This window comes from Paraburkholderia bengalensis (assembly GCF_037126505.1).
GTDB classification, from domain to species: domain Bacteria; phylum Pseudomonadota; class Gammaproteobacteria; order Burkholderiales; family Burkholderiaceae; genus Paraburkholderia; species Paraburkholderia bengalensis.
In genome coordinates this window covers 157,843-182,968 of sequence record NZ_JACFYJ010000006.1, presented here as the reverse complement: position 1 = coordinate 182,968, position 25,126 = coordinate 157,843, and the positions used below count along the sequence as shown (strand labels likewise).

The following is a 25,126-nucleotide window of genomic DNA, read 5'->3' as shown; positions in this document are numbered from 1 at the left end:
GGCGGTGGATTTGCCAGCCCGGCTATCGTGGTGGCGCCCGTCATCCAGACCGAGACGAAGATCGATATTCCGACGCTGCAGAATTTCGGCGGCTTGCAGTTTCTCAACCGGCTGCGGTAAGTCCCAGACATAAATTGGCCGTCCGCACACTCAGCGGATATGGCCGCCTGATTGCAGCGACTATTCGATGTCGTAATCGGCGACGATACTGACGGCGCCGAAGAAATTGGGCGGGTTGGTGCGGTGCGGCTGTAGGTGGGAGTAGACGGATCACCGGATGAGGAGTGCGAGGTAGGAAATCCGGTTGGAACGTAACCCGTTGATTTTTCAACAATGGTCCCGCGCCGGTCAGCTTCGGGATTACCACGGTTTTCAGAGATTTCTCGATGTGTGCCACGCAACGTGGGCACAGTTTGGGCACACCGGATCCTGCTTCCTATCGAAACATGTAAGCCACGCACACGCCGACCGCAATGCCGGCCAGAATTTCAACGCGCGTGTGTCCCATCCGCTCCCTGAGGCCGCTGTCGATCCCATTGGCAGCATTGATCCTGTTGATGGCGGCGGCATGTTTCCCGACTTGACGGCGCAGGCTGTTGGCGTCCAGCAGGACGATGAATGCGAGCGTGACTGCAACGCCAAACGCGGGCGTATTGACGCCCTCACGGAAGGCGATGAGCGCGGCCATGCTGGTGACGATCGCGCTGTGATTACTGGGAAGGCCACCGTACCCGATCAGGCCAAACGCCAGCCTGCGAGCCCTGATCGAGTTGACGAAGAACTTGAGCGAACCGGCGACCAGCCACGTGACAAACGGGACTACGGCGTAACTGGTCATGCAATGCCCCATCCAGACAGGGCGGAGATACAAACGACGGTCCACGCGACGATCGTTGAGATAAGCAACGGATCCCGCACGAGTGCATCGGTGGGAGATTCGCCCTCGCCCTTCGACTCGACGATGAACCAGTAGCGGAACAGGCCAAACAGAACGATCGGGATGGTGATGACGAGTCGGGAGCCGTCGTTCATCACGTAGAGGCTATAGAAGAGCAGCGCGCCGACCGCGGACATTTCCGCGTACCGGTCGACCAGCGAGATGGAGTAATGCTTGAGCACCGCCCGGGTCTCGCTGTCGGATTTCATCGCGAGCAGTTCCTGACGGCGCTTGAGGGACGCCAGATAGAGCGCGAGACAGAGCGTCGTGACGAACATCCACGACGACAGGGGAACACCGAGCACGACTGCGCCGGCGACCACGCGCAGGACGAAGCCGGCCGCGATGCAGAAGATATCGATGACCGGCTGATGCTTGAGCTGGAGGGTATAACCAATGTTCAGCAGCAGATACGCGCCGAGCACCAGCAGCAGCCTCCAGGTGGTCGGCAAGCTGATGGAGACGCAGGCGGCCAGCAGCATGCCGATCATGACCGCAGCGACAAACGGCGGAATCTGGCCGGAGGCGATCGGCCGAAACCGCTTCTTCGGATGCCGTCGGTCGCGCTCGACGTCATTCAGATCGTTAAAGACGTAGACGGCAGATGAGACGAGACAGAAAGCGATGAACGCAATGCATGCGTTCTGAATCGAGCTTTCAAAACGAAATTTCCCGGAAAACAGCAGAGGAGCGAACACAAAGAAGTTCTTGATCCACTGCAGCGGCCTGACAAGCCGGACGAGCGCGCTCAACCGGGATGTCGACAATGAGTCCGACATGGAGTTTTTGGAGACTTATCAACGAATTGCGCTATTATACGCCGCGCTTTTAGCCAAACAGACCAACCGTGAATTACGCTGCCCTCGTCGCAAGTGGCCTCTTCGGAGCCATCGCAAGCATTCTTCTCCGACTAGCCGGAACGCATGAAGCAGCAGGCCTCCTGTTACGCGGTCTCGCCATTGTTTCGTACGGTGCCGGATTCGTCCTTTATGCGCTATCGCTAAAGCGCATTCCGCTTACCATCGCCTACCCGCTGATGGTGGCGGTGAGCATTATCTCGGTCGCCATATTTAGCGCGATCGTGGAGCAAAACGTCACCTGGCGTCAGGTGTCTGGCGCCACGATCATTTTGGCCGGTGTGTGGGTTCTGACATGGAAATGAAAACGATGCCCCGGTGGGCGCGTGTGGTCGCGCTAGTTATTGCAGCGATCCTGTTGCAGGTGACCGTCCTTCACAAGCTGCAGGTGAGCGGGATTATCGACAAACTGATCCCGTGGGACGAATGTGCATATATCTACATGGGCATCAGCAACGCGTTCCTGCTCAAGAACGGTGTGTGGCATGGCCTTCAGTACGCGCACTCGCCGGTTTCCATCCTGCCTGCGACGCTCGCTGCGCTATTCGTGCCGCAATCGGACGCAGCGCCGTATTGGATCAATTTCGTTTACCTGATCGGCCTATTCTGGTTCGTCGATTGGGCGTTGCGGAAGCAACGATACTCGTCGGCCGTGGCGTTTGTGCTTGTGCTGATCACGACGCCGTTCGTTTTCATTTTCACATCGCACATCAAGGCGGACTTTCACGGCGGTGTGTTGTTCTTCATCCTGCTATCGGTTCTATTTCAGCCCGACGATGAAGAGGAAGTGAACTTTGGGATTCCGGCGGTGCTTTCGGTCCTCGTCGTCATGACGAAGCCAATGGCCTTCTACGTACCGGTCCTGCTCACAGCCGTATTCGTGTTGTCGGCATTCGAGCGCTGCGTCTCAGCTGGTCGGCTGGACCGACAATCGATCCGTCGACACGCCCTTCTAGCGATCGTTACGATCGGCCTTTACGCGTTGCTCGTCTTACCGAACCTGCCGTTCTTCAAGGCGTACATCACGCAAGCCCTTTCTCCCACATGGGCATCGGGAGGACCGTTCGGCTGGAAGCTGCGTTATTACATGCCATTTATCACACCCAGCGATGTCGAAGATAACAAGCCGTATGGGTTCTGGGGACGCAACATCGCCGCGTATGCCATCATTTTTCTCTGTTTCGCGGGATTTGTGCGCTCACTGAAGGTGTGGCGCAAGGCGGCGTTGATCGCATGCGTGGCGGTAATTGCGTTGATTCCCGCCGTCATGTCGCCGCAGCAGCAGTGGTCTTTTGGTTCTCTGTTTGCTGCCGCGGTTGTCGCGTTGCTCTTCTTTATGATGAGAGCGATCCAGACGACTCGCGCCGCGAGTGCGGCGAACTGGATCGTGATCGTTTCCAGCATCCTCGTGTTCAACGTTACTGTCGTGCAGTACCGCTCCTGGATTCAATCTTCCCCGCAAACGACACAGGAAGCCAAGGCGATCACTGAGGACTTCGTTTCGAAGATGGATCCGAAGATTTCCGGAAACGCTCCGAGCCCCTCGATCTACTTCCCTTTCAGCGGACCAGTTCCTGACTTCGACTTCGGCATCCGCTACTACCGGAAGTACCACACGATTCCGATGGGGATGGTGGAGGCCTTTACGTTTGACGAAAACGTCATCAACGGTGGCTTGAAGGATTACAGCTACGTCGTCATGCTCAGCGACAACTTCCAGTTGATCGAATTTCTCGAGTCCAACCGTCGCCGCGGTGAGTTCCAGAAGAGGATCGAGGAAAGGTGGAACCTGGAAAAGCTGTCCACGCTTCCCTACGCAAACGCGACATACAGCCTCTATCGGGTCGTTTCAATGAAGAACTAGCGCACTTGCCTCCGATCGATCCATTGCATGGCACGGTGCGGCCGGAGCCGCACCACAAGATTTGAACGTCAAGGTTCCTGCTCGATCGACAGCCAGTTCGCAGTCGACACCCCATTTAGCGTCATCGATGCGCCGGTCGTCTGAAATACACGCAGCGTGATCAGATCGCCTGAGTTACAGATGACCCGGAACGCTCCGCTGACAGCATTCTGGAAGGTGTTCCCGGTAAGTTGCTGTGACAGGGTCGTGGACTGAACGACGACGCCGTTGACCGTTGCTTCCAATATGATCTGGGCGCCGATCACGGAAGACGCTGGCGTCAGCGCGATAGCCGCCCGAATGTCGTACGTCCCCGCAGCTGGCGCGGTGTACACGCCCGTCGACGCGACGAAGTTCGAGCCCTGATTCATCGTCGCAGTCCAGCCTGTAATCGTGGTCTGCGTCGACGTTGCGATGCTCTGCGAAGTCGAGTTCGATGCAATGACCTTCGAATTCACGCCGTGCACTGCCCCGGTGACGGTCATGTTCCCCGAATCATCCAGAGACAGCAGTTGCGTCGCGCCGCTACTGCTATAGATATTCAAGACACCGTTAACCACGCCGAGGAACTTATTCGGCGTGGTCGCGCCGTTACCCGTCATTTCAATGATCTGGCCAGGCGTCGACGTGTTGGTCATGTGAAACACGCCCGTCGATGATGGCGTCGTGAGCGTCGGCGACGTGCCGAACACCAGCGATCCCGTTCCGGTTTCATCGGAGATTACACCGAGCAACTGTGCCGAAGTCGTCGCGGCGAACTGCGATAGCGCACCGCTCGTCAATGCAATGGCCGAGGCGCACGTGAAACCTGAGTTAGTCGTCCAGCGCAGCGCGTTGTTTGCGCCCGAGCAGCTCGGCATTGCAAACGCCGTAGGCGATGCCGTCGAGCCCGTTGCATTGGCCATCACCGTATTTCCGGCCTGCGGAGCCAGAGACGTTGCTGTGACGTTGCCCCATGCGGGCGCGGTCGTCGGGCCGGTCGATACGATCGCCTGACCGATGGTAGAGCCGGCAGGATTGAGCAGCTGAACCGGATTCAGCGTCGCGCCGAACGCGATCGAGGAAAGCGCAAGCAGAGCGCATGCGAGAAGTCGTTTCATGTCATTTCCCATCCGGGATGATGGCGTCGCCGCCGATGGTTGAGGTAAGCGCGTTATCGCAGTGGCCAGGATTGACCCAGTCGAGGACCCGGCAAAGTACGCAGCCCCATTTGCGACCAGCATTGCGGGCCTTCGCCGAGCGCTCGCTGATGGTTTCGTTGCTCGCGCCGAACAGGACGATGACGTTCACGCCGATGTCGAGCCACTTGAGGATGTTCAGCAGGTAGCGGCCGATCAGGTTCACTTTTGGCCCCCCGCCAACAATTCGGTCTTGCGGTCGCTGCCTGCGCTCGATCCGAAGTAATAGGCGATCACGCCCGTCCACGCCGTGCCGAGCGAGCCGAGCATCAGCATCAGCGCGTCATGCGTTGCGGCCGGCAAAGCGACGAACATCATCACGGCCAGCACGCCGAAGAAGCCGAGCGTCACGAAGAGAGCGAGGAACGGCGCCGTCAGGCTCTTCGTGCTGATCTGCATCTGGCGCGCGCTCGCGCGATCCTGTACGGCAAGCGAGGCGAGCGTCTCGGTATTCTTGAACCCGGCTTCGGCCATGCGTGCGGCGTAGTCCTGATCCGCCTTGCGCATCGCGGCCAGCTGCTCAGGCGTCGCGCCGCTGATCGCCGCGGCCACGGCGTTCTGACGCTCGTCGATCGACGCGTTCGGCTGCGACGTGATACCGAACACCGATTCGAGCGCCGTTACGGCGCCGCCCGCAAGCGGGCCGCCAACGACTGAAGCGATCGTCGGCGCCAGTTTGGCGACGACTCCAAGTGCGTCCGACCATCCGCTCATAGCGATTCTCCAGTGCGCATCATCTGCGCGAGTCGTTGAGCGCGTGCGCCTACCTGCGACGCCCACGCGCTATTCAGCATCCCGGCTGCGGCGTCAGTCCATCGCCCCTGTCGCATAGCCGCGAGCGTGTTTTTGAAGCCGGTGAGCTTGCTCATGCCCAGGTTGAAACACATGTTGCAGATGACGCGCTGGCGCACGTCGTTCAGATCGGCCCACCACGGAAGCGATGTGTTCAGGTCGTGATAGACGTTCGCCAGATCGGCGTGCAGCAACGTGTCAACCTGCGCATCGGTGAGCGGGTACGACCAGCCAGCGGGCAGGGGCGAGGCCTGCAGGTTATGGCCGACGCCCGTCGTCGGTATGCCCTTGGTGTCGCGATAAGGCACGTACCGCACGCCCTCATCCCGCCGCAGTTCTTCGATCAGCTGCGCTTCGTTATCAGGATTCATTCGCCGCCCCTACGCCCGTTGTTGCGGACCAGGTAAAACGCCTGCAAGCCGATATAAACGATCGTGGCCGCAGCGACATACCAGTTGATGTCATGACTCTGTAGCCATAGCCACCAGTTCGCCCCTAAAGGCGGCGCTGCTTTCGCAACGCTCGATGCCACATCGCCCATTTGATTTCCCCGTTGCATGGTCGTTTTCTAGTTGGGCACTCGAAGCACCCTGAACCCTGTGCCGCCGCTATCCGGCGCGCCGACGCTGATGGTCCCGCCCCCACCACCGAGATTCGGGTCTTTATTGAGCGCGTTGTTCGTGAGCGTCCCGGTTCCGTAGAGCGAGACGCGCACCTTGTCGCTTGCATTGGGCAATCCGGTGTAACCGAAGCCGTTTAGCGCCGAGCAGAACCCTGTCACGTCGATAATGTTCATGCCGGCGCTGTTGTTGAAATTGATCATGCCGAGCTTCGTGTTATCGATTTTCGTGCTGATGACATTCGTGCCCGACGAGATGCCAGCTGCGCTGTCACCGATCGTGATGCCGTACACGGTCGCAGAGGCATCGCTGAAGTAGTACAGGTTGCCGCCATAAACGATGTTGCCGTTCGAGCGCAGGTGGATCTGGGTAACGGTGCTGCCTTCCACCACGCAGTTCGCCAGCATGTTCCCGGGCGTGTTGAGCTGTAGGCCGGTCGATGCCAGTCGGCTGTCGAATGCCGAACCCCAGATATGGGAGTTCACCAGCTTGCAGCCGGTGCCATTCACCTGGGTCGTCATGTTGTACGGCTGGTTGCGGTAGATGTTCGTGTTAACCAGACTCGGATCAGACGGGCCGCCCCACACCACACCGACAGCATCGCAGTCGTGAATCAGTGAGTTATTCAGATTCGATTGCGACTCGAATCCGTGGGGAATTGCACCGGGAATGCCGAACTCAGTGCGGATACCGATGCCCGTGCAGTTCGCGATTTCGATGTTGTCGAGAGAGAACGTCGCGCCATAGATGCCGAAACCGCTGCAAATGGCGCCGTTCGCCTTATTGCCGTCCAGCGTGATGTCGCGCATGCCGAACGCGTACGCACCGCTCACGCTGCCCGTGCCCCATAGCGCATCTGCGTTGAGCGTCGAGACGAGCCAGTTCATCGTGGCTCCGGCCTTCGCCTGGATCGTGGTCGCACCGATGCCGGCGCCCTGCCAGATCACATTCGAATTGCGGATGATCATCGAACCCGCGGCGAATGTGCCGGCAGGGAAATACAGGATGCCGCCGCCGGCCGATGATATGGCTGCGTCTGCATTCGTGATGGCCGCTGCATCATCGGCGATGCCATTCCCGACGGCGCCGAAGTCCCGTACGTCGTAGACCTTCGTGATGCGGTTGGAAAGTTTCGTACCGGCCGCAACGGAAGCATCGACGACAGCGGAAGCAGCGAGCGCTGGCGCCGTTACTGCGCCCGGCGCGAGCTTAGGGGCCGTGACAGACCCGTCGACGAGCGTCGAGGTTTTGACCGTGCCATCCGAAGGCGCACCGATCGAGCGGACTGCCCCACCACTCACGTACACCCGGGTTACGCCCATCGGAATCGGCGACGTGAACGTGAGCGTTTGCGCCAGGAGCGAGAAGTTTTCCGGCCCCTGAAAATTGGTATCGAAGTGGACATCGATATTGTCCGCTGACACATAGTTGCCTTCGAGCGTCAGCGCGAGCGTGGAACCCGGCGTGAAATCAACGCCAGCTGTGAACGTCTCAACGGCCGAACTCGCTGCAATCTGGTTGATATCGTCCTGCGTCAGAAAACCGTCCGTCAGAACCGAGATGGGAAGCGCGCGCGTCACGCCATTCGTATTGCTCCACATCGGCAGCTTGTCATCCGGCGAAAACGAGTTCGCGACGACCAGATCGTTGATTGTTGTCATTGCCCCGTCACCCCTTGTTCTGCAACGGTGCCGTATTTGCCCGCTGCAAGGTCTTCAAACAGGATCTGGCCGTAGTTGACCGGATCATTCTTCGTTGCCCGATACGGCGCCCACTGGCCAGCCAGAGGACCGTCATCGAACAGGATTTCGCAAAGGATCTGCGTCTTTTCCTGATCCTCCCAGCGCACGTTTCTTACTTGCATGTGGGCTCTCCCTACGCGATACGGACGCCGATCGTCGCGCCGTTGTTGTCGTGGTCGTTGAAGATGCCGGTCGATAGCCACGTGCCCGGAGCGCCGCCGGGCGCCGTGAATGTGGTGCCAACTGCCGCGCTGAAGACGGTAAAGATGCGTGTGTTACCAACACCGTTCAGCACGAGCGGATTGAACCAGTTCGCGTGATAGACGCGGCCGCCGTTGACGTACAGATCGGCAGCTGGCATCGAATACTTCGTGCCGTCCCATTGAAGTGAGCGGGATCCGTCAGCCACGAACGCGAGAATGCCGCCGAGCGTGACAAGGCTCGTCGCGGATGTGATGTTGGCGTCCTGCGTGCTGATGTTTCCGCTCGTCGAGATGCTTCCGTCCTGCGCGATCGTGACGCGTCCGGTTTCGGTGGAGTTGGTCACATCGACGTTGCGGATGACCAGGCCGCCCGTCCCCGTCCCCTGGTTGTTTGTGAGGCGGCCCGCGCCGTTCGCCTGATCGTTGTAGCTAAGCCAAAGGCCCGCGCTGTTCGGATTCGATGCAGGCTCTGAGACCTTCGCGTAGTTGAGGTTGGCGTAATGAAGATCGAGGTAGTACCGCGCGCCGTCATTTCCGACGATCACGAACGGGATCTGTTCCGGCGACGTGTTATCGCTCGGAATGTTGCGATACATGCCGAACGCGGCGACCCATACGAGATTTGTCGACGGGCCGGAGCGAGCGCGAAGATCTGCCAGATCACTGGCACTCTGGACGCTACTGGTGCTGAGCGATGTGAAGATCGGATCGATTTCGTTCATCGCCGCATAGACCGTGCGGCCCTGCGCGTCCTGAACGACGATCGAATACGGGATCTGGCAGAACATGTGCACCTGAGCGCCGCCAGACACGGCACGTCCGTGCGTGGTACGCACCGGTTGCTCGAGTACGGTCTCGCTCGATGAGTCCGAATAGATCGTTTGCGGATAGGCGCGCGGGTCCAGACCAGGCTGGCCGATCCAGATGTACCCGGATTCAAGCGGCAGACCGTAAAGGTCTGAAAAGAATGGAAGCGCACGCGCTTCACTTGTGGTGGCCATGCTATCTCCCAAAGGTAAGCGGGGCGCCCTGTGGCGCCCCTTTTCAAACCGCGCTTACGTCTGGTTGAACAACATGATCCCGCACATCTCGGGGTTGGTAACCGACACTCCGTAGAACGCATCGACGCGATACAGCGACTTGTACGTCTCGATGTGCGCCTGCTTCGTCATCACGATCTCGATGCCCTGATCGGTCGTGCCGCGCATCACGGCGAGACCCTGATCAGAAGGAACAGCGAGGCGACCCGGCAGGATTTCCACCGATTCCTTCTTCCAGAAGCAGTTGACGCCCGCCGTGACGGTGTTCAGCCACGTGATAGCCGCACCCGCTGCCGGCGTCGCCGTGCAGTTCTTGTACGACAGTTCGGCGTCCGTGGCGCCCTGCCCGGAGATGATCGCCGGCGTGATCTGGATCGTGCCCGTACCACCGCCGCCCGAAACGATGCCGACGACGCGGAAGGTCTTCGGCTGGCCCGTGTCGATCTTCGTGATCGGGTGCACGTTGTTGACGCCCGCGATCGTGAACGCATCGCCAACCTTGACCGTACCGGACGTGACCGTGATCGCCAGCGCCTGAATGCGGTTGTCGACGTTCGACTGTAGCGGGCCGCTCGGCGACGTCGCGAGGTTCTTCGGCACCGTGTACTGGTTTGCGCCGTTGACCGTCACCGTTACGCCTGCGGCGGCCGTCAGACGCGAGATGTAGTCGGCTTTCAGGACACGCTCGAAGCCCGCCACCTGACGGCCAACCGTTGCCATTTCAAACGCATCCGCCGCTTTCTGGCCTTCGACCAGATACGCACGCGAGGCCAGATTGCCCGCCATCGCGTTGTAGTCGCGCGAACCGAAAATGGAATAGCGGCCGTCGTAGTCGATGCCCGACTCGTTCATCAGCGCATCAGCCTGCGCCAGATCGTCGAAGCCCGTCGCGGCGACCGTGCGTTTCACGACCAGCGAACCGAGCGTGGAAACCGCATTCACGACGTCGACGTTGATGTCGGAAGCGATCTTCTGCTTGGCCGCCGTACCGAGGCGATTTTCCTGCAGAGCATCGCGCAGTTCGGTTGCATCCATCACCCACGGCGAGCTGCGCACGGTGTCGATCGCGGCCGGCACCGTGATCTGCGTCTTCGCGTTGAAGTTGGCCGACTGGTCAAGGCCCGTGTACGAACGGGCGATGTACGGCATCGGGCGGCGGATGATGTCGCCGGCGCGAGCCATCATGGTCTGGTCGTTCTGGAAGACGGTGACCGCCTTCGACATGACCAGTTGATCGTGGAAACCTTCGAGGAGGCGTTCGAACGCGATGCGCTCTTCTTTGGAGAACGAGTTTGCGGTCGACAGATAGGGTGAGGCCGGAGGCTGTGCCATGGTCTATGTCCTAAGAAACGAAAAATGGGAGGCGTCGTGACGCCGCAGATTTCGCATCCAGCCAGGACTGACGCATGGTGCGCCGATAGTGCTGAGATACGCGGTTGGCGGGATCGGATAAGGAATTTCGCTCTTATACGACCCGCTCAACGTTTGGCCGAAGATTACTACTGGAAGTTATATTAATCAAGCATCCCTGATTAATCAGCGCAGGTTGTGTTGCCGCTTGTACGCGACAACCTTCGAATAATCGCCCGTGCGCGCAGCTTCCTCCCGCAGGCGATCGAGTGCCGAGCTGCCGCCAGTGTTCGCCGACGTGCTGCGTTCGGACGAAATGCGCGGCTCGGGCGGCGGACGGTTCTGTTTGCGCGTGTTCAAGTTCATCTCCATTTTGGCAACGGCAACGGTGAATTTGACGGGATCGGTGATGCGCGACAGTTCGATCAGGCGCTCCGGCGACTTCGACAGCGCATAGACAAGCATCGCCGGATCGTCGGCGCCGCGCATGAGCAGACCCGTCTGCGTCTGGTTCAGGATCGAGCCGACTTCCGCTTCCGATTCCTTGAAATCGTCCACGCCGAGCGCCTTGGCGCGCGCGGCGTACGATTCCTTGAATGCTTCGAGTTCTTCCTGCTGCCGACGCTGCTCATTGAGACGCTGCTGGTCGGCGCGGTCCAGCGCGGATTTGCGCTCCATCCAAGCGTCGTAGGCTTCGCCGAACTTCGCTTCGTCGTAGTCGAACTGGTCAAGCGTCGGCTTGGGGCCGAGCTCTGGTTCCTTCTTCGGCAACTGGGAGCGCAGTTCCTCCAGCTCGCGCTCGAGCCGCCGCTTGTCTTTCAGCGCACCGTTGAAGTTCTTGCGCATCTCCTGAAACGTACGGCTTTCGGCGGGTTGCGCAGGCTCCCGATTTTCCTCACCTTCAGGCGGCGTCTGGTGCTCCCCGCTCGCAGTGGAATCGTCTTCGGTCTCACCTTCCCCACCGGCCGGCGCGGGCAGATCGTCGTCGAACAGCACCGGCCCCTGTCGTTGTTCTTCGGATTCCTGCCCATTGCTGGCGTTCTGATCGATCACTTCTGCCTGCTCTTCCATTTACTCACCCTTTTGTGTGGTGGATTGACGCCGAAAGTATACGGTGCAAATTGCGAAAATGGAGTACAAACAGTGTCTAGAATGTGCTAGTCGTCCTAACCGAGAGAGGTCAAAGAGTGATACCACTGCTGTTTTTCTGCGTCCTGTGCGCTTTCCTGTTGCCACCGGGCTACACGATGGCCATCTTCCTGACCCTCGCCGTTGGCCGGATCATCTACCTCACGCGTGATTCTGCGATCGACGCGGCCGCCGAGGCTGTCACGGCACCGGCGAGACTGGTCTCGGACATTCGGACAAACGGCATGAAAGCGCTGCGCATCGTTCTCTGGTGGACGGCGGCAATATGCTTCCTGTTCGCCGTGCTGAAAACCTTCCACATCTCATTCTGACCATGCGCCATTTCAAGATCATCAAGGACGGGATGGACGTCAATGCGCTGGCGCTGGCCATCGCGATGAAGCCCGAGCGGTGGGAATCCGACACGTTCCTGCGCAAGTACCCACAGGGACCGTTCGGCGACACGCATACGATCATGCTGCGCTTTCCGAACATCGCAACGGGCCTCACCGACGAGCAGATCGAGCTCTACAAGCAGAACCTGCTGCCGGGATACGACCAGCACGAGTCGGTTTACTGGCCAGGCTGGGATGAACTGACGGCAGCACACGATTTCGTGTTCGATCTGGCGCGCTTCACGCGCGCGACGCGCATCGGGCGCGTGATGATCAACCGCGTTCGCCCAGGCGGTCATATCTTCCGGCACGCTGACACGCCGGAGCACGTGCGCTACTGGCGGCGCTTTCACCTGGTCATTCAGGGCGCGCCGGGCGCGGTGATCCACTGCGGCGAGAAGGAAGACGGCAGCGAGGATGAGGCGCTGCAGATGCTGACGGGGCGCCTTTTCTGGTTCAGGAACGAACTGTTCCACGAAGTGCGCAACGAGTCAGGCGTCGACCGGATCTCGATGGTTATCGATTTGCACCTTGGTTCCACCGCGTCACCGTTGGAATCACCCGAACCTGAGCCGCCGCAGCCGCGACGTGCCGCTTCCTCTCGGAAACGTTCTTGAAATGCGACATCGCCACGGCTGTATAGCGAAAGCTGTCAGCCGCGTGCGAATGCTCATCGTGCTTCGGGTGACCCGATTTCGCGCGTGAATAGCGGCGCAAGTGCTCGATCAGCTCGTTCACGTCGTCTGAATCTGAAAAGAACGCGTTCTTGAGCGCTGAGCGCACCATCTTGATTCCCGGCTCGACGCCGATGTCGGGAACCGTCTCCACCTGCCAACCGAGCTTTTCCACCGTCTGTTTCGTCGTCAGCCCCGTCTGTACCGAGCGCGCGTTACCGTCGTGCGGCAGCCAAATCACGGAATTCTTCCAGCCGTTGTCCTTGAGCCAGTCGCAATAGTGCTCAATGGCGTAGTTGTTGTCTTCATGGAAGCCGACGACCCGCAGGCCGCTGATGTCCGCCTGGGAGATCGTGATCGACATCTTGTCGTCGATACCGAGGTCGAATACGGCGTGCGTGCCCAGCACAGGATCGGCCAGCAGCGGACGGATACGGTTCTCTGTGGCGACGATATGCATCTCGCGCCGGTAGATCGCGCCGGCTACGGCCGAGCGCGGCACACCTTCCCAGATGTGATCGTAGTCGTCCGGATCGTCTGCCTTCGAGCGCAGCCGCTCCGCTTCCATCGCTGCATTCCAGAACGGGTTGCGGTCCCAGTTGACCTCGATGATGCGCGCGTTTGACGGCCGCTTCTGGATGAACGTCGTGTAGACGGGATCGGTGTCGAGCTCCGGATTCATCGAGAACCAGATTTCGGACGTCTCTTTCCGGATCGTCGGCAGAAAGAGATCCAGCGACTGTTTCGTGATCGCCTGCCCTTCTTCGCCCCACGCGATGTCGATATCGAACAGGGATTTGATCGAGTCGGCCGTCTCGTCGCTCAGGCCGCGGAAGATGAACTTCGAGCCATTGCGGCCGTTGATTTCCTTCTTGCCGATGTCGAAGAAATCTTCGAGCCCGCAGTCCCGGATGCGCTGCTCGATGATGGCCTTCACCGACTCATCGATCGATTCCTGGATTTCGCGGAAGCAGAGGATACGCAGCGGCGCGGACGCGGCGCGGATCACCAGCGCCGTCGCGCAGGCCATCGATTTACCGGAGCCGCGCCCCCCCATGCAGGATGGTGTAGCGCGGCCCTTGCGTCAGCAGGCATTCCGCCCAGTCAGGAAGTGAAACGCTCATCGGCCAACGGCGGGATGGTTAGAGACGTGCACGGGCGCTTGCGGCGGCGCAGCGCCATTTCCGGATGTCAGCTGCTGCGCGGTCGGATCGGGCTGCACCTGCTGGACGCCATGCAGCGGATTGATGCCAGGCGACGGCGCCGCGTTGCCGCTCGCGATCGCCGCGTTCACCTTGCCATCGAGCGGATGCTGCGGCTGCGCTGCGCTGATCTGCTCGGCGGTCCCCTGCACATTGCCCATCATGCCCTGCAGCATGTTGATGATGGTCGACAGTTGCGCGGCGTTGGTCTGCGACACGGCCTGCGCCGCTTTCGCCTGATTGAGTTCGGCGGTCGACAGCGACTGCACTGCGGCGGCCTGCGACTTCGAGGCGTTGGCGTCCGACTCGCGGGCCTGCGCCAGCAGCGCGACGGTCGCGGCGTCGGGCGGCGCATTCGCTGCTGCGGCCTGTTCTTTCGCGAGTTCTTCCTCTTCTTCCTGCGTCGGCTTCACGACACCCGCTTGCACCAGCTGCTTGCGCGCGAAGTTCGCAAGATCGTCCATGCCTTCGCCGTCGAGGTTCTTCACGAGCGTCATGATCATCAGCTGCTGCGTCTGCTGGTCGGTGGTCATCGGAATGACCTTCGACAGCGCATTGACGGTCGCGTCCTTGCGGCTATTGAACGCCGGGCCGACGTCGATGAACACGTCCATGCCGCGCTTGAAGCATTTGCTGATGACCGGCTGTCCATCGCTGCCGATCGACGGGACATTGATCGTCGCTGTCTCGAATGTCTTATCATCGTTGACGGCGCTGAACTTGCGGTTCTCTTCCGTGTAGATGTCGCATGCCATCGACAGGTAGATCTCGCCGCAGCGCTGCATCGCGCGCTTCATGCCGTCGGTGAATATGTACACCTGCATGTCCTGATGCGCCTGAACGCGGCTCACCAGCGCATCTGACGTGTTCGCGACCACTTCGCCGGCGGCCAGATCGCCGCCCGTCACGTCCATCATATCGGCAGCAGTGATCTGAATGAGACCGGCAAGCGCGGGCGGCACGTCCGGCTGCTTGATGTAGCCAACCGGGCCCGACATCGTGGTCGAACCGTCTGCACCCGTGACAGGGTTGATGAGCAGATACGGATTGTTCGCGATCAGGTCATTCGCCCACGTCAGTTCGTGGCCTGCAATCTGCTCGGGCGTCAGGATCGGCTTTTCGCGGGGCGTGAATGCAGTGATGTCGGCAAGCGTGCTGATCTGCATGTTGTAGAGGCGCTGCGAATCCTTGGCGAGACGCACCGATCCCTGGAAGCGTTCGATCCCGTCGATGATCTGGCGGATACCGAGCACGACCACGATCGGGATTTCCGTGCCTGCGATGTATCCGCAGTCTTTCAGCACGCCAGAGCCGTCGAGGAAGTACTTGCGCACGCGCTTGCGGTTGCGCTTGCCGGTGCGGACCTTCACGTAGCCGATCGATTGCCAGTGCGTTGCCTGCTCTGCCGCTGTCTCGCGCGATTCGGCATCGACGCCCGCATAGACCTTCTGTTCGAGGCCCGAGTGCGGCTCGCGCCACACGGCGAAGTCTTCCGTCTTCTGCTCCACCTCGTAGTACTCGCCGATGTACACAGCATCGTTTGAGAACCAGTCGAACTGCTTGAGCTTGCGCACCTCCTTGAAGCTTGACGGGCGCGTCTCGAGTTCCAGCTCGGCGCTGTCGAGGTATTCCGTCGTGTACGTGTCCCAGCTGATCGGGTTGAGCACCACGCACCACTTCGCATCCGACTTGTCGAGCTTCTTGCTGTCCGGATCGAAGAACACGCTGATGTCAGCATCGCTGATCGGCTCGAAGAGAATGCGCTGCGGCGCTTCGTCGTCGTAATCCGTCTCCGCGCGCACGTCGTAATCGTTCGTCAGACGCCATGCACCCATGCCGCCGGAGGCCGCCTCGTCGAAGGCGGAGACGAACGTATCCTGCGCCTTGCTGTACTGCTCGTCGGATCGATAGACAGTGCGCAGCGCGTTCATGTCGTCCTGGCGCGTGTCGTCATCACCGGAGCGGAAGTTGACCGTCATCGCGTTGGCGCGGTATTCCGAGACGATCCGGCGGACCGCCTTCTGCACCTTGTTGACGACGAAGCGCGGCCGGTTTTCGAACTGCGCGCCGAGGCCGCCCTCCCACTGGGCACCGTCGACGAAGGCAAAGCGGCGGTCTTCGAGCGCGGCAAGCCGGATCTGCTGCTGCGGCGCGTACGCGCGGTCAAAGCGCGACGTGGCACGCTCCCAGACCTTCTCCAAGCGTTCTTTTTTGGTCACAGCCATAGCGCCCACTTCCGTTCAATAGGTTCGAATTTGCGCCGCTCAAACAGCGGTGCAGCCGGAAAAGCCAGTTTCTCGCCTGCCATGAAACACTTCACGCCGCGGCGCCGGAGCTCCTGTTCGGTCGCTTCGAACAGCGCATTGCCGAACATCGCGCCGCGCCGGGTTTGCTCGACGAAGAAGATGTCGCCGATCCCTTCGAGGCAATCGATGTAGTGGATGCTCGGGCGCACGAAAACGACAAAGTAAGCGACGATCTGGCCATCAAGCCGCCCAATCATCATCACCAGCTGGTCCGCGTCCTGCATGGCGCGATAGAGCGCCACCTGCGGCTTCAGGTCGTATCCCTTCTGCTTGTGGATGCTGATCTCGTCATAGTGCTGGTGCAGCAGCGGAAGCAGCTCTGCGTACACTTCGTGGAACCGCTCGACCGCAAACACGGGCTTTTTCATGGCAATCCTAACGGCTCTGGTTGAACTGGTTCGCAGTTGTCGCGGCCCCTGCATACCCCACTTTCCTCGCAAGCTGGTTCACGAACTCACGACGCGCGGCGAGCGACTCATAGTTGCGCAGCGCTGCCGCCAGAAGTTTACCGTTCGAAAGAAGCTTCGCGGCGTTCTCCGTCGTGATCGATGACACCTTTTGCGTGATCGTGCGCGACAGTGCCCCCGTAAGCGCGCCGGCCGCCATGCCGCCGATCGCACCGACAGGACCGAACGCCGCACCAGCGCCGCCCGAAATCAGCCCCTGCACGGCGGCGTCCTTGAGCGCGGATCCAAGGTTGCTGCCGAAGCGCTTGTAGACGTTCTGGTTCTGCGCCGTGTCGCTGCCCGCGATCTTGCCAGTCTTCGCATAGCTGGCCGTCTGCCGCAGCAGATCGTCGGAGACGTTCGCGAACTGCTTCGCATCTTGCGGCGACATGTACGGCGTGTACTTGTCAGCCGTCGAGCGGAACTGGCTGCGGTTGAACTCCGTCTCGCCGCGGCTGTTCAGATTGCGTTCGGACACTTCGCTCATCGCGAGCTCGCGCGCGCGTTGCTGGCGCAGTGCGATCGCCTTTGCGCGATCGGCTGCTTCCATGTCGGGCAACAGCTTCTCGATGGCGCGTAGACCTGCGGGCGAATCAGCGTTCTGGATGGCTTCCTGCGCCTGCGCAAGCGCTGTCTGGCTGGCCCGCTGCGATTCGATCGCGCCCACCTGCTGCGCGTGCGCACCGTGCAGCTCGCGATACGCAGGTGATTGCGCATCGAGGATCTTCTGAAATTCGGATTGCGCAGCGGCATGCTTCTCGCTCGAGGCGAGCGCGCGGCGGATGAATTCTTGCCCGTGGCCGGGAAGACCGGTGAGGCCGTTCTTGTTCTGCAGGTGGCGTGCGAGTTCAGTCAGCGCGTCCAGTGTGTCGGCAGGCACCTTGTCGGCGGGACGGATGCCGGGCTTCATCTGCTCGGCCTTGATGCTGTTGATCGCAGAGACGAGCTTGCCGGGATCGACCTCCTTCGTCACCGGATCGACGACGCTGTACAGGCGGCTCTGGACCGCCTGCATGGCATCGATCGGGCCCGAGGCCTCGGCGAAGTTCGCGCGCGCCTTGGCATAGTCTGGAATGGCCGTGTCCATGACATTCAGCAGATCGTTCTTCACGCCCTGCAGCGTGCGAACCTGCGAGTTCTCGCCGGCGCGCGCGGCCGCGCTGATCTGATCGTCGAGCGCTGCCTTCGCGTTGACGAGACCGCGGCCCGACACATACTTCTGAGGCGCAGACTTCGCACCGCCCACGTTCGCATTGGAGCGGTTCGTCGCCGTCGTGAAGATGCTGCCTTGGCCCTGGTTGGCCGCCGTCGTCTCGGCCTGCGAGATCGCTTTCCTGATCGCGGGTTTTTGCAACAGAGCGGCCATCTCCGGCGTGTCGATGGGAATCCCGACATGCGTCGCAAGGAAATCGTCCGCCGCCTGTGCGCCGCGCGCGGTCTTCAGTGCCTCCAGTTGCTCCGGCGTGCCGATGATCTGCTCGAGCGTGTCAGCGGCGGCCGCCTGCCGCGCCCGCTGGAGATCGTCGAACACGGTCGATCCTTCGTCGCGCGCCATGCGCTGCGCGAGTTTCACAGGCGCATCGAACTGCGGCGTCTGGAGCTTCTGTGCGACGTCCTGTGCGAGCGGTTGTACTTCGCCCTGACCTTGCGCGGCGAGCGCGTCACTGCGCTGCGCGGCGGCTTCCGCGGCCTGCTCGACCGCCTGCGGATTGGCGGGCATGCCGGGATTATTCGGCGTGCCGCGCTGTGTCAGTTCTGCCGCGATTGCCGCATCGTTATCCGCGCTCGCGTTGGCGAAGACAGACGGATTGGCGTTCGTGCTGGCTTTCTGGACTGTCGTCACATTCGCATCATTGGCGAGTTCGGCCGCCGTCGGCGTGTAGCCAGGCGTCGCGGGTGCATTCGCCGTCTCCAGCCTCGTCGCGAGCTCACCGGGCGTATTGCCAGAAGCCTGCGCGATGTCGGCCGCAACGTTGGCATCCGCAGCATTGCCGGCCGCTGCCACCTTCGTCGCCTCCGACGGCGCTTTGCCGAACCATCCTTGCGCCTTGGCGATGCCCTTCGCGATGGTCGGATTCTCCATCAGCGAACTGGCGACGTGCCCGAGTGCCTTGCCGACGCCCAGACCGACAGCGCCGGCGACGCCCCCGACAGCAGCATCGCGCGCGATCTCCGAGCCCGACTTGTTGTCAGCGATGGACGGCACCGCGCCAGCGAGCGCACCGCCCGCGACGGCCGTCGGCAACGATGCGCCACCAGCGGCGACATAGGGCGCGGCCTCCCCGATCGCGCCCGCGACCTTGCCGGGAATGCTGTTGTTGGTGTCACGCGCGACCTGCTCTTCAACCTGATGCCGCGCGGCATTAGCCTGATCAGCGAAGTCGTTCGCACCGACAAGACGGCCGCCGGCCGAAGCGATGCCAAGCAGCCCGCTTGCGACGCCGCCGATACCGCGCTCGGCGACATCAGAGAGCGTGGAACCTGTCTGCGCTGCGGGTGCGCGCGTCACAGGCGCGGTGGGCATGGACTGGGCGGAGACGCCACCAAGAGGCGACCAGCTGTTGTCCTGATCCGGCTGCGGTGTCTGTGCCTGTGGCGGCAAAGCGAGCGAACCATCTGCCAGTCCTTTCTGGACGATCGCCAGCTGATCGGGTGTGAGCGTGCCGTTGCGCATCGCTGCGAGCGTCTGCGGGCCGATTGTCTTGGCCTGCGGCACCACGCCTTTCGCTGCTTCGAAGCTCGCTGGGGCGCCGCTCGATGCATTGTCCGATCCGGCATCCGCGCGCACGAGCTGCGCCGGATCGATCGCGATGCGCCCTGCCTTCACGCGCGCATCGACCGCATCCATGTCCTGCGGCGAGAGGCGTCCCGAGTTGTAGTCAGAGACGATCTGCGCATTTACGCCTGCACCGGGCGCGACAGCAGGTTGCGGCGGCGAAACGGACGCGGCAGGTTGCTGAGGCGGCGCCGCAGAACCGACGACCGTCGGATCGAGGCCATAAGACGCGGCGCTCGGCAGCGCCTGTGACTGCGGTTGCGAAGGCGGCGCATCAGGCGTGTCGATACCGCCGTTGCGCGCATAATGCGCCATCACGCGGTTCGTGTACGCACGCGTCTGGCCACCCCAGTTCGCCGGATCGGTGCCGCCGATGTATTGCGTGACGGCGCCCGCGGCGCTGCCCGTGCGCTGCATGCCTTCCTTGAGCAGATACGCGGCGCCCAGCGCGGCAGCTTCCGGCGATGCCGTCGGATCGATGTTGTACTTTTTGATGATGAGCGCGCGCGTCGCTGGCGTGATCTGGTACGGCGTGACCGCGCCGGCGCTGCTCACCTGATCGGCGTTCGACTTCTCGCCGGCAAGCCGGATGCTCTGCAACAGTCCCGCGGGGATGCCGGCCGCCTCCGACGCGCTCTGATCGGCCGCCGCGTAGACCGGATCCTTGTAGCTGACAGGAAAGACGGAATCGCTCATTTTGTCGGGTCGAAAGAGTCAGCACCACCGGGCGCCGTGTAGTAGCTCGGCGCGGCCTTTTTGGCGAACTGTGTGAAGCTGTCGCCTGCCTTGACGAATGCAGCACCGTCAGGCGTCTGGATGGTCATGTCGCGATACGCTGGGCCGAACGAACCGTTGTTGCTGCGGGCCCAATCACCTCGCGCGTTCGACCATGCGGCCTTGGCAGCGAGGAACTTCTGACGCGCCTGCAGATAGGTCGCCCATGCTTTCGGGCTGTCGGTCACCTGCGGCACGTTCTGGACGGCGCGCGCAGTCGCTGCGTCGGTGAAGTTGCCGTTGACCATGCTCGCCGTCTCTGCCTGCGTGACGACGCTCGCCGCTTCCTGACGAAGCTGCTGCAGGCGTGATGTGTCGCCCGTCCAGCGCCGCGCGGCCTGATCCCACGTCGCGCCGAGAACGCCGCTCGTGCCGCCGTTCTCGATCGTGTTGAACGCGTTCGCAAGCTCGCCAGACTGGTCGGAAAGCTGCTGGTTCGTCTGGCCTGCCGTGTACTCGGGCTGCGCCGCCGCGATCGCAGCGGGCGGCGCCGTGATCTGCTGGTTGACGAGTCCCGTCTGAGCCTGCGTCAGAGCAGTTCCAGCATTCGTCGCATTGACTCCCGCCGCTGCCTGCGCCGGAGCGTACGCTGCCTGTGTTCCAGCCAGGGAAGCGCCAGCATTCGCTGTTGCGACTTTCGCAGGGACTGTGTTCTGCGCGACTGCCGCGCCAGCTTGGTTCGCCTGATTCGCATACAGTTCCCCCGCCGTATTCGCACTGCCCGCGTTCAGAATGCTCGACGCAAGCTGCTTGGCGCCTTCGGGATTGTTTGTGATGAGCTTCTCGAATGAGCGCGTCTGCGCAGCACCAGCTGCGTCGCCTGAGTTCTCCTGACGCACGGCGCGCGCCTCAAGCAGCTCAAGCGCACCCGGCACGTCGTTGTCCATCAGACGAGCCTGCATGCCAGCGACAGTTGCCACCGCGTCCGACGACATGCGCTGACGGATGTTCACCCAGTTCACCTGCTGCTGGTTCGTGTTGGCATTCACCTGCGCGGCGAACTCCGGATACTTCTGCGCGAGCGCTGTCCAGTCGGCTGACGTCGCATTCGGATTGCTAGCAAGCCCGGCCGATTCCATCTGAAAAGCCTGCTGACGCTGGTTGTTCGCGATCTGCAGATTGGCGGTCGAAGCAGCGGCCTGATTCTGAGCATTGGTTGCGCCTACACGATCCTTGGCCGTCGCAAGGTTGTAGCCGAGCTGCTGACCGATAAGCGCGTCCTGACCCATTTCGGTGTCGATACCGCTTCCGATGTTTGAAAAGTCATACATCAGGTGAGCCCTCCACCAGCGAATGCGTTAATGCCTTGCGTAATCGACCCAAGGCCAGACTTGAAGGAATTGGACAGCGCCGCGTCGTATTGCGAGCTTGCGTTCGCTGAGTTCTGCGTCGCCTGATTCGAGTTGTTCTGATACACGTTGCTCGCGGCCTGAGACGCACTGATCGAGTTGAGGCCGTTGTTCATCAACTGGCCATAACCCGCGAGACGCTGCGTGATCAGGTTGTTCAGTGTGTTGATCGACGTGTTGGCGAGGATGTTGCTCGTGTTCGAGCCGCGCAGACCGCCTGTCGCCGAGGCGTTCGCGAGAATGTTCTCGTTCGCGGTCTGCATATCGCCTTGGAACTGCGCGCCGTTCTTGATGCCGCTGATGGCATTGTTCTGGGCGTCTACGCCGTTCGCACCGAGCAGGTCGCCGTAATCCGTCAAGCCAGTCTGGCCAGCCTCAAGATACGGTTGGATCTGGTCCTGCATGGTGTCGTACTGGCGTTGTGCGAGCTCGAGCTGGCTTCGCGCGGCCTGTTGCTGCGATGCGTTCGCCTTGCCGGCCTGATTTGCTGCCATAGCAGAGCTAGCCACGCCCGCTACGGCGACGGCTCCTACCGCTGCTGCAACCATGATTCACCCCACAGAAGATTCATAGCAACCCGAGAGAAAGTAAGTTCCTGCATCCAATGCCGCGCCGTCGTAACGGCTCAATGTCAAAACCGACGATTCCGGGCCAACCACGCCCGAGATCAAGACACCGTTGGCTGATGCGCCAGGAATGATTCCCCTCTGGTCGCTTAATCCTTGGTGAGTGAATGGAAGGGTCACCGTCGGCTTACCCGAAGCCGGCAGCGACAGCGTGATTTCAACGTAGATCAGCGTGCCGATCGAGGCCCACACGCCGGACGCCGAGCCGCTCGATGCGACGGGATCGAAGCCATTCATGGCGCTGCCGTTCACGACGTTCCCGATGGCATCAGCAACACCCGTATCGCCGTTCAGAGCGGCGGTCAGGAGTTGCTGCGGGACACGCGTAAGGTTTGCCATGGTCAGGTCGCCAGTGCTTCGAGTTCGATCAGCGCGCTGAACCACGTCACGTGCTGCGTCGTCACGTGCGAGATGCGGATCTGCATGCGATCGCGCGCCAGACCGGCGGGAAGCCAGCGGATGCGACGATCGTACGCGCCGCGCGGCACAGCAGACGCGAAGCGGATCCGTGACCAGCGGATGCCATCCGACGAGTACTGCATGCCGATGCGCGACGTGTCGCCAGCCTGGCCCGTGACGCATTTCAGTTCGATCGAGCGCAGGCCGGCAGAAACGAGCGGCAGCAGCGCCATCGGACTGGTTGAGCGGTGCAATACGGGCTCACCGTAGTGGCCGCCCGTCGATGCATCCAGAAAGCCAACGCGGTTGTCGGCTAGATCGCCACACGTCCATATGCCGTTGAACATCACCAGATCACGCGCGCGGTAGAAGTCCGTGTCGTTCGGCCCGCTGTTCAGCTGCGTCCAGAACTTCACGCCCTCGCTAACCGTCGCCGTCGCGTCGAACACCAGCGTCTTTGTCGGAAGGTGAACGTACAGCAGCTCGGAATCTTCGAACGAGATCGCCTCAAGCGTCACCACGGCGATCTGTTCGGCCGTGAGCTTCGCCAGCTCGTGATCGACGCCAGCAGAACTGATCTTGTTCGGTGCGTTGCCATTGAGCAGCCAGACGCCGACGGGCATGTTCCGGCCGTTTCCAATCCACGCCAGCGTGCGGTTGAAATAGCACATCGTCTGCCGGGAGACGCAGCCGATGTCGAACGTATACGACTGCTGCGCGGTGAACGGGAAGTTGTTGCCGCCCGTGTTGGCCATCGTCTGCGTCGTGTTCTTGCCGCCGACGTACAGCTGGTTGTTCAGCTTGTAGAGATAGCTGATGCCGTCCGGATCGTATTCGGCGCTGCCGAAGTAGCCGGGAAAGAACAGCGGATTGACCAGGCTGCTGTTGTAGACGCTCACGCCGTCCGTGACCATCACATAGCCCGCCATAAAGGCGGCGTCGACGACAGGCGTGATGTTCGTCGAACGCGACAGATCGACCTTCACGAAGTTGCCGAGGCTTGTCCATGTGACGTTGAACGACGCGCCCGTGCCGCCTCCACTCGACAGCACCTGCGGTACCGGATTGGTCGGGAGGAACTTCGTCTGCACCTGCGGCTTGGTTTGAATGATCGCGCCGTTGACGGCGCTCCCCGCCACCGCAATCACCTTGACCGTTGCGTATATGCCGAGCGGGCCGAGCGTGATCGTGTCGTTGACGGCATAACCGCTGCCGCCCGACACAATGGAAAGTCCGGATGCCTCGCTGAAGCCGGTGGGCGAGTAGTAGTACAGATTCCCCGCGCTGACGATCATCAAGAAGTCAAAGCTGTAGTCGAGCCGGCAGCGAAGGCCGTCGTTCTCCACTGTGCCGATCTTCGTGCGCGTGCCGTCCGTCGCATAGGCATAGACGGAAGCGCCCTGCACGCGGTACATGACGCCGTTCCAGACGATACCTCCGCGCGTCGACTCGCCTGTCACCGAAGATGCAGCCCACTGCGACAGGCCACCGTGATCGGTGGGCGTGCCGGCCTTCTGGTTCGTCGGGATCTGGCGCAGCTTCAGGTTGACGGCGAATTCCGCCTGCACATTGCCGTCATCGGTCGTGACGGTGCCGCCCGTCATCAGCGGGACAGGAAAGGGCTGGACATCGGCGAGCGGGACGCGTGCCATCGATCACTTCTTCTTCGAGACTTTCTTGAGCGCGGGATTGGCCTTTTTCGCGGCAGGCGACGCCTTGCGCGCGGCGCTCGCGAGGATGGCGCCCGCGTTCTTCATCGGGATGCCTTCCTTGCGCGCGATCTTCGACTGCTCAGCGGCGAAGCCGGGATGCTTTTTCGACATGGTTACGCTCCCGACTGCGGCGAGTAGAACAGGTCAACGCCCGACGTGTTGGCTGCAGCAAGCACCGTCGTATCGTTGTCGGCAGGGTTCAGCGTGATCGCCATCGCCAGACCGTTCTTGAACGCACAGGTCTCCACGCCGAAGTCCACGCGCGTCGTCTGGTTAGCCGGCAGCATGATCGTCATGGCCGGAACATCGGTGCCGAGAACGGGTGCGGACGCCTTGTCGAACAGTTTGAGATACGCGGTCACCGTCGCCCAGCCGGTCATGCCGTCGAAGCCGGTCGGCACCTGCGTGAGCGAGTTGACGTTCGTCGACGCACCCGTGACCAGGTGGAAGCGCTTGAGCGAGCTGATTGCTGTGACGTTCATGGAGCACCTCCGGAGACACCCGACCCGGTACCGCCTGCGATCAGGTCAGCCTGATTCGCCACGGCGATGAACCAGTCGCGCACGGCCTTGGCCTGCACGACGTTATTCGTCGCGGCGAGTTGCGAGAGCGTGACCGACACATCGCGGCGAATGCCGAACGGATCGAGAAACGCGGGCGGCCCGGGCGGCAACTCGGACCAATGCGGATTCTTCTTTGTGGCAGGCATGGCGGCTC

Annotated in this window: 28 protein-coding genes; 5 read left to right on the top strand and 23 right to left on the bottom strand. The window is 61.4% G+C overall.

The genetic code is table 11. From position 1 onward, the window contains the following. Positions 1-436 precede the first annotated feature (436 nt). On the bottom strand, positions 437-838 hold the full coding sequence (locus H3V53_RS06480; protein ID WP_336597249.1) for a divergent PAP2 family protein: 402 nt from the start codon (positions 836-838) through the stop codon (positions 437-439). After that, on the bottom strand, positions 835-1,689 hold the full coding sequence (locus H3V53_RS06475; protein WP_336597248.1) for a decaprenyl-phosphate phosphoribosyltransferase: 855 nt from the start codon (positions 1,687-1,689) through the stop codon (positions 835-837). The genes H3V53_RS06480 and H3V53_RS06475 overlap by 4 nt, the downstream gene beginning before the upstream one ends. 95 nt (positions 1,690-1,784) lie before the next feature. On the opposite strand from H3V53_RS06475, the gene H3V53_RS06470 reads away from it, so the two are divergent. Then, positions 1,785-2,099: an SMR family transporter gene (locus H3V53_RS06470; protein ID WP_336597247.1), complete on the top strand. Its 315-nt coding sequence runs from the start codon at positions 1,785-1,787 to the stop codon at positions 2,097-2,099. Further along, positions 2,090-3,658, top strand: a complete 1,569-nt coding sequence (locus H3V53_RS06465; protein WP_336597246.1) for a hypothetical protein — start codon at positions 2,090-2,092, stop codon at positions 3,656-3,658. The genes H3V53_RS06470 and H3V53_RS06465 overlap by 10 nt, the downstream gene beginning before the upstream one ends. Positions 3,659-3,726: 68 nt before the next feature. Here H3V53_RS06465 and H3V53_RS06460 read toward each other — a convergent pair whose 3' ends face one another. Beyond that, positions 3,727-4,335: a hypothetical protein gene (locus H3V53_RS06460; protein ID WP_336597245.1), complete on the bottom strand. Its 609-nt coding sequence runs from the start codon at positions 4,333-4,335 to the stop codon at positions 3,727-3,729. A gap of 28 nt (positions 4,336-4,363) precedes the next feature. Between H3V53_RS06460 and H3V53_RS06455 the strand changes: the two genes are divergently transcribed. Beyond that, positions 4,364-4,693, top strand: a complete 330-nt coding sequence (locus H3V53_RS06455; protein WP_336597244.1) for a hypothetical protein — start codon at positions 4,364-4,366, stop codon at positions 4,691-4,693. A 105-nt stretch (positions 4,694-4,798) separates the two neighbouring features. On the opposite strand, the gene H3V53_RS06450 is transcribed toward H3V53_RS06455, so the two are convergent. From H3V53_RS06450 to H3V53_RS06410, 9 genes are all read right to left on the bottom strand, one after another. Next, positions 4,799-5,041, bottom strand: coding sequence for a hypothetical protein (locus H3V53_RS06450; protein ID WP_336597243.1), 243 nt, complete (start codon positions 5,039-5,041; stop codon positions 4,799-4,801). Further along, on the bottom strand, positions 5,038-5,589 hold the full coding sequence (locus tag H3V53_RS06445) for a hypothetical protein (RefSeq protein WP_336597242.1): 552 nt from the start codon (positions 5,587-5,589) through the stop codon (positions 5,038-5,040). The genes H3V53_RS06450 and H3V53_RS06445 overlap by 4 nt, the downstream gene beginning before the upstream one ends. Next, positions 5,586-6,038 carry a glycoside hydrolase family protein gene (locus H3V53_RS06440; protein WP_336597241.1) on the bottom strand — a complete coding sequence of 151 codons (453 nt, stop codon included), beginning with the start codon at positions 6,036-6,038 and terminating at the stop codon, positions 5,586-5,588. The genes H3V53_RS06445 and H3V53_RS06440 overlap by 4 nt, the downstream gene beginning before the upstream one ends. Further along, positions 6,035-6,208, bottom strand: coding sequence for a hypothetical protein (locus H3V53_RS06435; protein WP_336597240.1), 174 nt, complete (start codon positions 6,206-6,208; stop codon positions 6,035-6,037). Before H3V53_RS06435 ends, H3V53_RS06440 begins: the two co-directional genes overlap by 4 nt. A gap of 27 nt (positions 6,209-6,235) precedes the next feature. Next, positions 6,236-7,948 carry a glycosyl hydrolase family 28-related protein gene (locus H3V53_RS06430; RefSeq protein ID WP_336597239.1) on the bottom strand — a complete coding sequence of 571 codons (1,713 nt, stop codon included), beginning with the start codon at positions 7,946-7,948 and terminating at the stop codon, positions 6,236-6,238. Further along, a complete protein-coding gene (locus tag H3V53_RS06425) occupies positions 7,945-8,151 on the bottom strand; it encodes a hypothetical protein (protein WP_336597238.1) in 207 nt (68 codons plus the stop codon). The genes H3V53_RS06430 and H3V53_RS06425 overlap by 4 nt, the downstream gene beginning before the upstream one ends. 11 nt (positions 8,152-8,162) lie before the next feature. Continuing rightward, positions 8,163-9,233, bottom strand: a complete 1,071-nt coding sequence (locus H3V53_RS06420; RefSeq protein WP_336597237.1) for a hypothetical protein — start codon at positions 9,231-9,233, stop codon at positions 8,163-8,165. Between the two features lie 54 nt (positions 9,234-9,287). After that, positions 9,288-10,604 carry a P22 phage major capsid protein family protein gene (locus H3V53_RS06415; RefSeq protein ID WP_336597236.1) on the bottom strand — a complete coding sequence of 439 codons (1,317 nt, stop codon included), beginning with the start codon at positions 10,602-10,604 and terminating at the stop codon, positions 9,288-9,290. A 204-nt stretch (positions 10,605-10,808) separates the two neighbouring features. Next, complete coding sequence (locus H3V53_RS06410; RefSeq protein WP_336597235.1) at positions 10,809-11,693, bottom strand: hypothetical protein; 885 nt, start codon at positions 11,691-11,693, stop codon at positions 10,809-10,811. A 116-nt stretch (positions 11,694-11,809) separates the two neighbouring features. Here H3V53_RS06410 and H3V53_RS06405 point away from each other — a divergent pair, with 116 nt between their 5' ends. After that, entirely contained in the window at positions 11,810-12,082 is a 273-nt protein-coding gene (locus tag H3V53_RS06405) for a hypothetical protein (protein WP_336597234.1), read from the top strand. Positions 12,083-12,084: 2 nt separating this feature from the next. Then, positions 12,085-12,762 carry an aspartyl/asparaginyl beta-hydroxylase domain-containing protein gene (locus H3V53_RS06400; RefSeq protein WP_336597233.1) on the top strand — a complete coding sequence of 226 codons (678 nt, stop codon included), beginning with the start codon at positions 12,085-12,087 and terminating at the stop codon, positions 12,760-12,762. On the opposite strand, the gene H3V53_RS06395 is transcribed toward H3V53_RS06400, so the two are convergent. The 11 genes from H3V53_RS06395 to H3V53_RS06345 form a co-directional block, all read right to left on the bottom strand. After that, on the bottom strand, positions 12,662-13,876 hold the full coding sequence (locus H3V53_RS06395) for a PBSX family phage terminase large subunit (protein WP_336597232.1): 1,215 nt from the start codon (positions 13,874-13,876) through the stop codon (positions 12,662-12,664). The genes H3V53_RS06400 and H3V53_RS06395 overlap by 101 nt on opposite strands. A 63-nt stretch (positions 13,877-13,939) precedes the next feature. Next, positions 13,940-16,246, bottom strand: coding sequence for a portal protein (locus H3V53_RS06390; protein ID WP_336597231.1), 2,307 nt, complete (start codon positions 16,244-16,246; stop codon positions 13,940-13,942). Beyond that, positions 16,237-16,695 (bottom strand): GNAT family N-acetyltransferase, encoded by a 459-nt coding sequence (locus H3V53_RS06385; RefSeq protein ID WP_336597230.1) that lies wholly within the window; start codon positions 16,693-16,695, stop codon positions 16,237-16,239. The genes H3V53_RS06390 and H3V53_RS06385 overlap by 10 nt, the downstream gene beginning before the upstream one ends. Positions 16,696-16,702: 7 nt before the next feature. Continuing rightward, on the bottom strand, positions 16,703-20,245 hold the full coding sequence (locus H3V53_RS06380) for a hypothetical protein (protein ID WP_336597229.1): 3,543 nt from the start codon (positions 20,243-20,245) through the stop codon (positions 16,703-16,705). Further along, complete coding sequence (locus H3V53_RS06375; RefSeq protein WP_336597228.1) at positions 20,242-21,594, bottom strand: hypothetical protein; 1,353 nt, start codon at positions 21,592-21,594, stop codon at positions 20,242-20,244. The genes H3V53_RS06380 and H3V53_RS06375 overlap by 4 nt, the downstream gene beginning before the upstream one ends. Next, positions 21,594-22,166 carry a hypothetical protein gene (locus H3V53_RS06370; RefSeq protein ID WP_336597227.1) on the bottom strand — a complete coding sequence of 191 codons (573 nt, stop codon included), beginning with the start codon at positions 22,164-22,166 and terminating at the stop codon, positions 21,594-21,596. Before H3V53_RS06370 ends, H3V53_RS06375 begins: the two co-directional genes overlap by 1 nt. A 57-nt stretch (positions 22,167-22,223) precedes the next feature. Continuing rightward, positions 22,224-22,637: a hypothetical protein gene (locus tag H3V53_RS06365; RefSeq protein ID WP_336597226.1), complete on the bottom strand. Its 414-nt coding sequence runs from the start codon at positions 22,635-22,637 to the stop codon at positions 22,224-22,226. A gap of 2 nt (positions 22,638-22,639) precedes the next feature. Beyond that, complete coding sequence (locus tag H3V53_RS06360; protein WP_336597225.1) at positions 22,640-24,349, bottom strand: packaged DNA stabilization protein; 1,710 nt, start codon at positions 24,347-24,349, stop codon at positions 22,640-22,642. 3 nt (positions 24,350-24,352) lie between these two features. Continuing rightward, positions 24,353-24,520, bottom strand: a complete 168-nt coding sequence (locus tag H3V53_RS06355; protein ID WP_336597224.1) for a hypothetical protein — start codon at positions 24,518-24,520, stop codon at positions 24,353-24,355. Positions 24,521-24,522: 2 nt separating this feature from the next. After that, positions 24,523-24,891, bottom strand: coding sequence for a hypothetical protein (locus tag H3V53_RS06350; protein WP_336597223.1), 369 nt, complete (start codon positions 24,889-24,891; stop codon positions 24,523-24,525). After that, complete coding sequence (locus H3V53_RS06345) at positions 24,888-25,118, bottom strand: hypothetical protein (protein WP_336597222.1); 231 nt, start codon at positions 25,116-25,118, stop codon at positions 24,888-24,890. Before H3V53_RS06345 ends, H3V53_RS06350 begins: the two co-directional genes overlap by 4 nt. Positions 25,119-25,126: the final 8 nt, after the last annotated feature.